This is a genomic window from Gemmatimonas sp. (assembly GCF_044344655.1).
GTDB lineage: Bacteria > Gemmatimonadota > Gemmatimonadetes > Gemmatimonadales > Gemmatimonadaceae > Gemmatimonas.
The window spans coordinates 26941-38781 of sequence record NZ_JBIJCN010000032.1 but is presented as its reverse complement, the minus strand read 5'-3'; the positions used below and the strand labels follow the sequence as shown (position 1 = coordinate 38781).

At 66.8% G+C, this 11841-nt stretch carries 8 protein-coding genes and 1 pseudogene; 5 read left to right on the top strand and 4 right to left on the bottom strand.

All coding sequences use genetic code 11. The features are described 5' to 3' along the window. Positions 1-240: pseudogene (locus tag ACIQ51_RS09730) on the bottom strand (BMP family ABC transporter substrate-binding protein); the annotation flags it as partial. Positions 241-346: 106 nt separating this feature from the next. Continuing rightward, positions 347-1861: a hypothetical protein gene (locus ACIQ51_RS09725; protein WP_396204845.1), complete on the bottom strand. Its 1515-nt coding sequence runs from the start codon at positions 1859-1861 to the stop codon at positions 347-349. A gap of 513 nt (positions 1862-2374) precedes the next feature. Here ACIQ51_RS09725 and ACIQ51_RS09720 point away from each other — a divergent pair. The 5 genes from ACIQ51_RS09720 (at position 2375) to ACIQ51_RS09700 (ending at position 8018) form a co-directional block, all read left to right on the top strand. Continuing rightward, complete coding sequence (locus ACIQ51_RS09720) at positions 2375-3316, top strand: hypothetical protein (RefSeq protein WP_396204844.1); 942 nt, start codon at positions 2375-2377, stop codon at positions 3314-3316. 158 nt (positions 3317-3474) lie between these two features. Further along, positions 3475-4779 carry a fumarylacetoacetase gene (gene fahA / locus ACIQ51_RS09715; RefSeq protein WP_396204843.1) on the top strand — a complete coding sequence of 435 codons (1305 nt, stop codon included), beginning with the start codon at positions 3475-3477 and terminating at the stop codon, positions 4777-4779. Positions 4780-4804: 25 nt separating this feature from the next. Then, positions 4805-6211 carry a cytochrome ubiquinol oxidase subunit I gene (locus ACIQ51_RS09710; protein WP_396204842.1) on the top strand — a complete coding sequence of 469 codons (1407 nt, stop codon included), beginning with the start codon at positions 4805-4807 and terminating at the stop codon, positions 6209-6211. Next, positions 6208-7266: a cytochrome d ubiquinol oxidase subunit II gene (locus tag ACIQ51_RS09705; protein WP_396204841.1), complete on the top strand. Its 1059-nt coding sequence runs from the start codon at positions 6208-6210 to the stop codon at positions 7264-7266. The genes ACIQ51_RS09710 and ACIQ51_RS09705 overlap by 4 nt, the downstream gene beginning before the upstream one ends. Before the next feature lie 56 nt (positions 7267-7322). Further along, entirely contained in the window at positions 7323-8018 is a 696-nt protein-coding gene (locus ACIQ51_RS09700) for a response regulator (RefSeq protein ID WP_396204840.1), read from the top strand. 20 nt (positions 8019-8038) lie between these two features. Here the strand turns inward: ACIQ51_RS09700 and ACIQ51_RS09695 are convergent, their stop codons facing one another. Continuing rightward, positions 8039-9883 (bottom strand): acyl-CoA dehydrogenase family protein, encoded by a 1845-nt coding sequence (locus ACIQ51_RS09695; RefSeq protein ID WP_396204839.1) that lies wholly within the window; start codon positions 9881-9883, stop codon positions 8039-8041. A 92-nt stretch (positions 9884-9975) separates the two neighbouring features. Continuing rightward, a complete protein-coding gene (locus ACIQ51_RS09690) occupies positions 9976-11664 on the bottom strand; it encodes an Ig-like domain-containing protein (protein ID WP_396204838.1) in 1689 nt (562 codons plus the stop codon). Positions 11665-11841: the final 177 nt, after the last annotated feature.

Sequence of the window (11841 nt, the reverse complement as noted above, 5' to 3'; positions counted from 1 at the left end):
ATCGGAACCCTCCCCGGGCTCGATGTAGGTCACGCGGGCGCCAAGGTCTTTCGCGGCCCGCTCCCCACCAAGGTAGGCGCCGTCGTTGAAGGACTTGTCACCGCGCCCCCCCACGTCGAACACGATCCCCACGTCGAGTCCTTCGGAGGTATCGGCGACGGTCGCCCCGGAGGGGCGGATGGTCAGGAGCGCAACATGGGCGAGGAGGAGCGCCCCGATGAGATAGAGGGTACGGCGCATGGCCACGAAGGTTCGCCCTTTGGGGCGTGATCGGGAAGGGCTTCACCCGAGACAAAAAGGGCCCCGGGATTGGATCCCGGGGCCCTTCGATCGTGCGGGTGCCGCCTTACTTCACCGGCTTGTAGCGGTATCCATAAATCTTGGGCGCCGCGGCTTTGAACTCCACCGTCTTGCGCTCGCCCTTCTTGAGGGCACCGGTCGACTCCGTGGCCGTGGCCACCACCGCACCGGCTTCGTCGAGGAACTCGGCCGTGATGGTGTAGGTGCCCGCGGCCGTCACCTGCTCGAGCGCCAGCGACAGGGTGGCGTTGCTCTGACCGCGGGTGAAGCCCGCCACCTCGACCTTGACCGGCATCCCTTCCGCCAACGTCTGGTACTTCACCAGCGAATCCGTCCACGCCTTCTTTTCGGCGGGCAGCTTGGCGCTCTTGCCCAACCCCTGCGACGCGTACGCGAACATCATCCAGCCGTCGTAGTTGTTGGGATCGATCCCCACCAGCTTGCGCGTGGGCTCGAACATCTCCTTGAACTTGTCCTTGCTGTAGTACGTGGCGGCTAGGTTGCGCAGCCCGTCGCGGTTGTTCGGGTTCTTCGCGACGGCGGCCTCAAACAGCTTGAGCGCGTCGTCGGTCTTGTTGGCGCGCGTGGCGATCACGCCGGCCATGGTGAGCGAGATGTCGGTCGCCTTGTCGGGCGCCGCGAGGAGCCCGGCATACACCTGCGGGATGCTGGCCGTGTCCTTCGCCAGCGTGAGCGCGTCGGCCCAGCCGTTGTAGTAGTTGGCGGCATCGGGGCTGTCCGGGCTGGCGGCGAGCAGCACCTTGAACGCCGCGGCAGCTTCCTTGCCCAGCGTCTGCTGATCGGCGCCCTGCGCGGTGCTCGCCATCTCGAGCTGCGTCATGGCCACGTAGTAGAGCGACCCATTCACAATGTCGCGGTACGACGTGTCGCTCCCCGCGCGCTGTACTACATGCTTCCAGTGCATGACCGCCGCCTTCTTGTCACCGCGGGCGTTGGACACATTGGCCAGCACGTAGTGCGGGTACGGATTGTCCACCAGCATCAGCGAGCGCTTGGCGTAGTACTCGGCCGAGTCGAGGTTGCCCCCGTTCGACGCCGAGAGTGCGGCCTGGGTCTGCTGCAGCCACACTTCGTTCTGGCGCTGCGCCTTCATGTCGGCCTCGCAGGCCGGGACCGCCGCCACAATCGCCTTGTACGCGGCGTCGAGCGCCACCACCACATCGATCGTTTCGGTGGGGTTGGTGACGAAGCCGAGCGAGCTGCGCGTGGGGGTCGCCGGCATGCCGGGCTCGAGCGCCCATAGCTTCAGCGCCTCCGAGAGCGTGAACTGGTACCCGGCGGGGTTCTTCGCGAAGCGCTCGGGCTTGGTGTCGAGCTCCTTGATGATCCCCATCAGCGCCTTCTTGCGCTGCTCGGGGTTCTGCGAGGCCTTGGCCTGGGTGAAGGCCAGCGACTGCATCGCCAGTTCTTTCGGGTTGTTGGCATCGATCGAGCAGCTCGCCGACACCCCACCCGGCTGAGCCGCGGCAGTGGACGGTCCAACAAACACACCGGTCAGCGACGCGGCAGCCACGGCGCCGGCCATGAACGTCAAACGCATGACGTCTCCTAAAAGCGAAAGAGGCGGGGAGTCTGGACGGCACGCCGCCCAGGGGTTCTGTAGGGGACCCGATTTTCCTTGACTGGAAACTACTATGACCGAACGAATCCGCACCCAGTTCCATGTGATTGGCCGTGGAGTGGCCGGGATGCACCCCGCCGAGCGGGTGTCGGTCCTCTGCGGCAGGCGGTGGCTCAGGTGCTGGCGGAGGGGCCCAGCCCGGGGCCTCGGCCCCGACCCGGGGGGCAATCTGTCCCGGTGACCCAGGCCGCCTCCTATATAAGGGGGCGACAAGACCGAAGCCGCGCCCATGCGCAAGGAGTCGCGGGAAAGGCCCTCCCGGAGCGATTTTGACGGGTCCCGCCAGAAGTGGCAGGGTCGACCCGTCACCGCGCAACGGCAACCCCGCAACGGCAACCCCTCGGCTCCCACGCCGTCATGACCATTCTCGAAGCGCACTACGATCCCGCCATCGACCTCGGCCTCGATTTCGACGGCCTCTGAGACAGTCGCATGCCGGTCAGACTTCCGCCACTCACCGAACGGCCCTCACGCATCCTCCTCGAAGGGATGGTGGATTACGCCGGCCTCTTTCCTCCCGCGGCGCTCGCCATGCAGGCGGCCGTGCGCAACTACGCGAATTATCGCGCCGGTGGTAGCGGCTGGGCCCTGGGGCGCTTCGTGTGCCCAGCTGCGCAACTCTCGCTCTTTTCCGAGAGGGCCGAGCCGCTGCTGCCGCGTGACGCCGGGGCCATTCCGTGGCGCTTGTCGGTTACCGGGAGCGGTGATGTCGCGGCCGATCTTGACGCGATCGCCGCGTTCAACGAGCGCCACCGCGTGTGCTTCGACGAGTGCGGGGCCACCGTGGACTGCTATGAACTCAAGGCCGAGAGCGTGGACGACATTAGGCGCATTCACGACGCCATTCCGGCATCGCTGACCACGTATCTCGAGCTTTCGCTGCGTGACGGCGTGGAGGAGCTCGTGGCGGCAGTCGCGCACACCGGACGCCGCGCGAAGATGCGCACGGGTGGCACCGTAGCCGATGCCTTCCCCGCGCCCACGCAGATTGTGCGCTTCTTGCGCGCGCTTCTCGTCCATACCGTGACTGCCAAGGCGACGGCGGGGCTGCATCATCCGATGCGTGGCGCATACCGGCTCACGTACGAGGCCAACGCACCCACCTGCCGCATGTTCGGGTTTCTGAACGTCCTATTGGCCGCGGCACTGCTGGTCGACGGTGGGACCGATGAGCAGGCGGCGTTACTGCTTGAGGAGTCCGATCCGACCCGGCTCGAGTTCGCCAGCACCCATGTGGCATGGCATGGTCCGGGGGGGGCGGTGATTCTCGACGGCAGGGTGTTGCTGTATGTACGCGAGCGTGTGCTGGTGAGCGTTGGTAGCTGCTCGTTCACCGAGCCGGTCGACGAAAGCCGCGCTCTGGGGTGGCTCTAGGTGCCCGAGGTCAACCCCGGCGGTATCGCTGCACTCGGCGTCTTCCGTCAATCCTTCACCTTTGGCGGGGCCATCGCTGGTGGCGCGATGGCCTCTCCGCTCGCTTCGGTGCCCTGTGTGCGCACCGACATTTCTTCGTCCTCTTGCATGATCGCGACATGACGGCGACCTCCTGGGTGGTGAGTGCCAACGGCCACCCCGATTTTCCTCTGCACAACCTGCCGTTTGGCGTATTCCGTCGCGCCGGCAGCAATGAAGTACCCCGCGTAGGCGTGGCGATCGGCGCCCACATCCTCGACGTGGCCGCCTGCCTCGCGGCTGGGCTCTTCGACGATGCCCCCGACGTGGCGCAGCGTGCGGCGCGCGCTTGCGCCTCTCCCTCGCTGAACGCACTCATGGCGCATGGTGCCGATGCTCGCGTGGGGCTGCGTCTTGCGCTGTTGGCGCTTCTGGCCGAGCACACGCCGGTGCACCACCAGCAGACGGCACACCATGCCCTCGTGGCGCAGGACGCCGCGGAGCTGTTTCTTCCCGTGCAGGTCGGCGACTACACCGACTTCTATGCGTCGGTGCATCACGCCACCAACGTGGGGGCACTGTTTCGCCCCGACAACCCACTGCTCCCCAACTACAAATGGGTGCCGATCGGCTATCACGGCCGCGCCTCGAGCGTGGTGGTGTCGGGGACGCCCGTTCGTCGCCCCTGTGGCCAGCGCAAGGGGCCCAACGACGCGATACCCGTCGTGGGTCCCTCCCGCTCGCTCGATTATGAACTCGAATTGGGCGCGTTCGTGGGGGCTGGAAATGCCATTGGCGAGACGATCCCGTTGGGGCAGGCGGAGGGGCACCTCTGGGGGCTCTGTCTGCTCAATGATTGGTCCGCGCGCGACGTGCAGGCGTGGGAGTATCAGCCACTCGGTCCATTCCTCGCCAAGAACTTTGCCACCACGATCAGCCCGTGGGTGATCACACTCGAGGCGCTCGCGCCATTCCGCGCGCCACTCGCGGCGCGGGCCGAGGGTGATCCACCGCCGCTGCCGTATCTACACGATCCGGGCGACGCAGCACGCGGCGGTTTTGCACTCACGGTCGAGGTATGGCTTCGCACGCGGCGCATGCGTGAGGCCGGCGACGCGCCGGTGCGGATTTCGCGCGGCAGCGCGCTCGATCTGTACTGGAGCTTCGCGCAGATGCTCACGCACCATGCGAGCAGTGGCTGTAACCTGCGTCCGGGCGATCTGCTGGGGAGTGGCACGATCTCCGGTCCCAACGCTGACAGTCGCGGGTGTCTACTGGAGTTGACCCGGCGTGGGGCCGAGCCGCTGACGCTCCCCAATGGGGAGACCCGCGGCTTCCTCGAGGACGGCGATGAAGTCACGTTAACCGCATGTGCCGAGCGTCCGGGCGTGGGCCGGATCGGCTTCGGGCGCTGCACGGGGGAAGTGGTCGCCGCCGGAACGTGAGGAGGCCGTCGGGCATTTCTTTTGTATGATGTCCGACCTGATGTTTGCGCGCTCGCAGATGGCGATGTCGCTGGCGTTCCACATCGTCTTTGCGGTGGTAGGAATCGGCATGCCGGCGCTCATGGTCATCGCCGAGTGGCGGTGGCTTCGCACGCGTGACCCGGTGCTGCTGGAACTGGCGAAGCGATGGGCCAAGGGCACGGCCATTCTCTTCGCCGTCGGTGCCGTGTCGGGGACGGTGTTGAGCTTTGAACTCGGGCTGCTCTGGCCCACGTTCATGGAGCATGCGGGTGCCGTGATCGGCATGCCGTTTTCGCTGGAAGGCTTTGCCTTCTTCACCGAGGCCATCTTCCTCGGCATCTACCTGTACGCGTGGAAGCGTATTCCGCCGCGAGCGCATCTTGCCGCCGGCGTCGTGGTGGCAGTCAGCGGCGCTCTGAGCGGGGCCTTCGTCGTGTGTGCCAATGCCTGGATGAACGCACCGGCCGGTTTCGATATGGTCGACGGCGTGGTTACCAACGTGGATCCGCTCGCGGCGATGTTCAACCGGGCTGCCCGGGCGCAGATCGTGCACATGACGCTGGCCGCCTTCGCAGCCACGGGCTTCGCCGTGGCGGGCATTCACGCCTTGGCGCTCTGGCGCGGCACGCCGCACCGCGCCTTTCATCGTGCGGCGCTGCAGATCGCGCTCACCATCGGCCTCCCGACCGCGCTGCTGCAGCCACTCAGCGGCGATTGGTCCGCTCGCGACGTGGCTGCGCGCCAGCCGGTCAAGCTGGCGGCCATGGAAGGGCATCTCAAGACCGGCCCCGCGGCCTTCGTGATTGGCGGCTGGCCCAACGAAGCAACCCTCGAGCACCGCGGAGCGGTGGAGATCCCGGGCGCGCTGTCGTTCCTGCTGCACGGGGATCCCACCGCGGTGGTGCCCGGGGTCGACAGCGTCCCGCCAGAGGATCGCCCGCCGCTTGGCATCGTGCACGTCGCGTTTCAGATCATGGTGGCGTGCGGTAGCATGATGGCGGCGCTCTCGCTCTTCGGCGTCTGGCGCTGGTGGCAGCGGCGCCGTGGCCGCGGCGTGGCACTCCCCGATGATCGCAGGTTCCTGTTGGCGATCATTGGGGCGGCGCCAATGGGGTTCATTGCCCTCGAAGCCGGGTGGACGGTGACGGAGGTAGGGCGGCAGCCGTGGATCGTGCAGGACATCCTGCGGACCGCTGATGCCGTCACCCCCGTACCGGGGCTCGGCGTCACCTTTGCCCTCTTCACGGCGCTCTACATCGGCCTGGCGATCGCGGTGGTGTTTCTCCTCTGGCGGCAGATCCTCAAGACGGGGATCACGCCCACGCCGATCGATCGCACGGGAGAGCTGCCCATTCCCTCGATGCTCAGCGGTGCCTCGGCGGTGCCGCACCGGTCGGATGCACAGACGTGAGTGACACCACGCAACTCACCTGGACACTGCCGCATGTGGTGGCCGGCGTGATGGTGCTGTCGCTCAATGCCTACGTTCTGCTTGGCGGTGCCGACTTCGGTGGCGGAGTATGGGATCTCTTCGCGCGCGGGAAGGACCGCGACCAACAGCGGGCGCTCATTGCCGAGGCGATTGGTCCGATCTGGGAAGCCAACCACGTGTGGCTGATCCTCGTGGTGGTGCTGCTTTTCACCTGCTTCCCTAAAGCGTTCGCGCATCTCGCCACCGAGTTGCATGTGCCCATCACGATCATGTTGGTGGGCGTTGTGCTACGTGGGTCGGCGTTCACCTTCCGCACCTACGACAGCCAGAAGGACGCGGTGCAACGCCGGTGGGGGCGCATTTTTTCGGTGGCGAGTCTGCTCACCCCGATCATTCTGGGGGTCTGCGTGGGCGCCGTGGCCGGTGGTACCGTCCCCATGCGCGCGCGGCAGGCATTCACCGAGATGCCCTTCCGGGAGCGCTTTATCGACCCGTGGTTCGCCTCCCCCTTCCCGTGGGCGGTTGGGCTGCTGACCCTCATGCTCTTCGCCTTCCTGGCGGCGAGCTATCTCACCGTCGAGGCGCCCGACGACTCCCTGCGTGACATTTTTCGCCGCCGCGCCGTGCAGTCACAACTGGCACTCGTTGTCACTGCCACGGTCACCTTGGTGCTGGGGAGTGCCAATGACCCGCTGCTCTTTGAGGGGCTCACCAAGGGTAAAGCCGCGCTCGCCATGCACGGTGTGACCGCACTCGCTGCGGCCACCTCGCTCTGGGCGCTGTCGGTTCGCCGCTTTCAGTTGGCGCGCCTGGCTGCTGCCGCACAGGCGAGCTTCATACTCTGGGGGTGGGCCTGGACGCAGTTCCCATGGCTCCTCCCCCCGGACCGCACGATCACCTCGCTCGCTGCCCCCCGCATCACCCTGCAGCTGACCCTTGGTGCACTCGCCATCGGCACGGCGATCCTGCTGCCGAGCTTCCTATATCTGTTCCGCGTCTTCAAGAGCGGCGAGACGGCCTTCGAGCAAGACTGATCGCGCACCGTCGTGCGGTCTGTTACTTCCCCGCGGTCTGGCGCGTACTTTCCGGTATGCGTCCCGATCTCATTCGCGTGATTCTCGTGGACGATCACCAGATCGTCCGCTCCGGGCTCAAGGCCGTCCTCTCGACCGCCAAGGACATCACCGTCGTCGGTGAGGGGGGGTCCGGCAAGGACGCCCTCGCGCTCGCCGAGCGTCTCGATCCGCATGTGATCGTGATGGACCTGTCCATGCCCGACATGGATGGTCTCACGGCCACGCGCGAATTGCAGAAGGTCAATGCCACGCGGGTGCAGCGCCCCGACGAGCCGACCAGTCGCCGCGTGCTCGTGCTCACCATGCACACCGAGGACGAGCATCTTGTCGCGCTGCTCGAAGCAGGCGCCGGTGGCTATCTGCTCAAGTCGGTGGCTGATCGGGAACTGGTCGACGCGGTGCGCACCGTCGCCGCCGGTGATGTGTATGTGCAGCCCACCGCCGCCCGCGCGCTGGCGCGCGGCCTCGCCAAGCGCGACGGCAGTGCCGAGGAGCGCACACGATTCGAGAAGCTCACGGATCGCGAGCAGGTCGTGCTGCGCATGGTGGCCGAGGGCTACACTGCCCCGGAGATCGGCGAGCACCTGACCATCTCGCCCAAGACCGTGGACACGTACAAGCAGCGCATCGGCGAAAAGCTCGGCCTCACGCACCGTACCGATTACGTGAAGTTCGCCCTCAAGCTCGGGCTATTGAAGAACGAGGCCTAATCGGCGCACGGGTCGCCCGGTTACACCGGACGATCGCGCGCCACCGCACGGGCTTGCTCGTCGCGCGTGAGGCTCCACGCCGGGAGTGGCGGCACCGCCACGTCGAGCAGGGCGTCGCTCGATCCGTAGCCTGCCTCCTCGCGTACGCGCGCCGCAATGCCACGGCGCAGGTCGTCGATCTGCCCGCCCGTGCTTCCCTCCAGCTCCGTGCGTACCGCACGAAAGCGGCGCCCGGACTGAAGACAGAACAGCTCCGTCAGCGCGATTTCCCGCGCGCATGCGTCGGCGCCGCGTTCATCGATCAGCGTCTGCGTGCGCGCAATCGTGGTGCAGCGGGCGTAGAGCTCGATTGCCATGTCGGCGAGGCGTTCCACCACCAGCTGACGTTGCAGGATCTCCTTGCGGTGCATCGTGATCGCGGTCGTGGTGGCTTTGGCCAGTTCCGCCACGTGCTTCTCCACGAACTCCGCGTGCGGCTTCAGGGACGCGTGCAACGCCACCTGAAAGCGATCGCGCTTGCCGAACGCCGTGGCCACCTTGCCCGCCGCGAAGCTCGACACCAGCACCCAGTTCTGAATGGGGTTCCGGAGTGCGCCGGCAATCTCCTTGAGTTCTTCGGCGGGACCCTGAATGCCGTTCAGTCCCACGAAGAGGCGAAGCACCTCGTTGGCGCCCTCGAAGATCCGGTTGATGCGGGCATCGCGCAGGTAGCGCTCGTAGGGCCACGGCTTCACGAAGCCGCGCCCGCCGGCCAGCTGCACCAGCTCGTCGGCGCTGCGCCACACGAGTTCACTCGCGAAGATCTTCGCGCACGCCGCCTCGAGTGCCGCATCCACGTTGTCGGCATCCAGCGCGGCGGCCAGTGCTCCCACCATCGCGTCGGCGGCGTACGTCTCGCTCGCCATGGTCGCCATCTTGCGCTGCGTGATTTCGAAGCCCGCCAGCGGTCCACCGAACTGCGTGCGCGCCTCGGCGTAACGCGTGAACTCGCCCAGGAGTGACTTGCACGCCGATGCACACCCAGACGCGAGCGAGAGCCGTCCTGCGTTGAGCGCATTGACCGCCACGCGGAACCCCTTGCCCACTTCCCCCAACACATGGTCGTCGGGGACGAAGAGATGGTCGAATACCAGTTCGGCTTGCGTGGAGGCGCGGATGCCAAGCTTGCGGATGGTGCCGTCGACGCGGAACCCCGGCATGTCGGGGCGCACGATGAACGCCGTGGGGCGCCATACGGTCTCGCCGTTCCGCTCCACCGGCGTCTGCGCGAAGGTGGCGATCACGCCGGCGCGTTGGCCGTTGCCGATCCAGTGCTTGCGGCCGTTGAGCACCCATCCGGTGCCGTCGGCGCTTCGTTCTGCCTTGGTGACGACATTCTGGGCGTCCGAACCCGTTTCCGGTTCGGTCAGCGCGTAGGCGGCAAGCGTTTCCCCGCGCGCGAGCATCGGGAGATAGCGCGCCTTCTGTGCCTCATTGCCGGCGATCACCACGGCCTTGCTGCCAAGGCCGCAGTGCACACCGATCAGCACCCCGAGCGAGGCGTCGATGGAGGCGACGGCGCCGAATACCCGCGCGTACGCGCTGGCTGAGAGTCCCAGCCCGCCGTATTCCTTGGGAATGGTGAGCGCGAGTAATCCGGCTTCGGCAAAGGCCTGCACGACCTCCTCGTCCACCCCCTCCTGCTCGTCGAACCTGCGTGCATCAATCACGCCGCGGGCGACTAGATCGTTCACTGTCTCCACGAGCCGGTGCACCGTCTTCGCCTCCTCGGCGTCGCGCGCGTCGAGCGTGGCCGGATACGGGAAGAGCAGCGACTCGTTCACGTCGCCGGCGAACAGGTCACGCAGAAAGGAGGGTTTGTTCACGATGCCAACTCCGCGGCGCTCAATGGGGAAAACGGAACCGGGGCCGCCACGCGTGTTGGCGACCCCGGTGGTAAAGCTATATCACGACACGGTTAAGGCGACGGTGACGGACTCCTCACCGGGACCAACGGCGGCGGAGCGGTGACCGTGATGGTCACCCGCGTGGCCTTGCCCTGCGCTTGCCCATTGCTGTTCAACGCCTGCAGCGTGAGTGTCGCGCTGCCGGTCTGCACACCGGCGACGAGCACCTGAGACGTAGTGGTCGTGGTTGGGACGTTGGCTACCGCGGGATTGTCGCTGCGGATTTCCACCGTACGGTTGCGCAGGAGGTTGCCCTGGGCGTCACGCACTTCGATGGCGAAGGGCAGCTGCGCCCCGCGCGGCAGCAGGAAGCTGGCCGGTGCGACGATGGTGTCCACGGGGATCTGCTGGATCAACAAGGCCGCCTGGCCGAGGCGATTCTCCGAGGTGGCCACGATCGTGACGACTCCCGGTGCGATGGTGCTCACCAAACCGCTGCCGCTGACGATGGCGCGCGTGGGATCACTGGTGAGCCACTCGACCGGGCGGTCCGTCACCTCGGTCCCCGCCGAATCGGTGACCGTGGCGCGGAACTGTACGGACTGTCCTTCCAGCACGCTCGCCTGCAGCGGCGTGACCGATACGCTGGCCACCGGGATTCGCGTGACTTGCAGCACCACCGTGTCGGACGCGCCCTCCGCGCTTGCGATGATGCGCCCCGTGCCAAGTGAGAGCCCCGTGACGAGGCCGGCCTGCGTCACCTGCACGACGGTCGGCGTGTTGGTACTCCACGAGACGATGCGACCGGACGCGAGCGGCATATTCGTGGAATCGAGCAGGGCGGCCGTGAAGCCGCGGGGGACTCCCAGACGCAGCGATCCCACACGTGGAGTGATCACGACCTGAACGATGCGCGCGTCGACGGCTTCCACGGTGGCGCTGCACGTCACGGCGGGGTATTCGACCGCCGACGCGGTGATCCGCGCGGTGCCGGCCCGGCGCGTCGTGGCAAATCCCGTCGGCGTGACCGTGGCCACGTTCTCGTTGCTGCTGGTCCAGGCGATCGCACGTCCCAGTGTGGGAATCACGTTGTTGGCCGTATCGCGCAGCACCAGCGTGGGTTGTACGCTCTGTGACGTGGTGACCTTGACGCTGGTCGGCGAGAGCGAACAGGCCCCGATCGGAATCTCCGTCACCACCACTTGCGCCTGCCCCACCGTCTGATCCGACTCGGCCGTGATCGCGGCCGTCCCAGCGCCGATCGCTGTTACCAGACCATTCTGGTCGACCGCGGCGATCGCCGAATTGCTGGAGGTCCAGCGGTAGGAGCGCCCGGTGATGATCTGGTTCTGCGCGGTACGGGCGGTGGCGGTGAGCTGCCGCGTGTTGGTCTTTCGCAGCGTGATGGCCGACGGATTCACCGTGACCGTCGCCGCCTGTTCAGGGGTCACGGTCACCTGGACGGAGGCACTCTTGCCATCGGCCGTGGCCGACACCGTGGCCGTTCCCACTGACACGGCGATCACACCGCCCTCCGTGGTCACCGTCGCCACGGCGGTGTTGCTTGACGAGAAGGCGATGCGCTTGTTGCGAATGGAGTTGCCGTCGCAATTGAACGCGGTGCCGATGATCGTGGCGGCTCCGTTGACCGGCAGCGAGAGGGTCGCTGGGGCCACGCTCACCGAGCAGGCCGCGGGCGGCTTGAGATCGAGGCAGGCGGTCGTGGTGCCCAGGAGGGCGCACAGCGCGAGCGTGCCCAATCGGCGGGGACTTCTCAATGACCACAATGCAATTCGGTCTGCGACCCGCATGCAGGTCCGTCCTGGAAACAAGAAGGGAGGCGGTTTGCCGATTCCGGCACGCCGAGGGATCGTACCACGGGAGGACGCCCGGTCCGCGTCACCCGTAACCTGCAGCCGGCTGGTGCCCAGCCTACG

Coding starts and splice junctions, on each gene's coding strand:
- ACIQ51_RS09725 (WP_396204845.1), bottom strand. CDS start 1,861: ATGCGTTTGACGTTCATGGCCGGCGCCGTGGCTGCCGCGTCGCTGACC.
- ACIQ51_RS09720 (WP_396204844.1), top strand. CDS start 2,375: ATGCCGGTCAGACTTCCGCCACTCACCGAACGGCCCTCACGCATCCTC.
- fahA (WP_396204843.1), top strand. CDS start 3,475: ATGACGGCGACCTCCTGGGTGGTGAGTGCCAACGGCCACCCCGATTTT.
- ACIQ51_RS09710 (WP_396204842.1), top strand. CDS start 4,805: ATGATGTCCGACCTGATGTTTGCGCGCTCGCAGATGGCGATGTCGCTG.
- ACIQ51_RS09700 (WP_396204840.1), top strand. CDS start 7,323: ATGCGTCCCGATCTCATTCGCGTGATTCTCGTGGACGATCACCAGATC.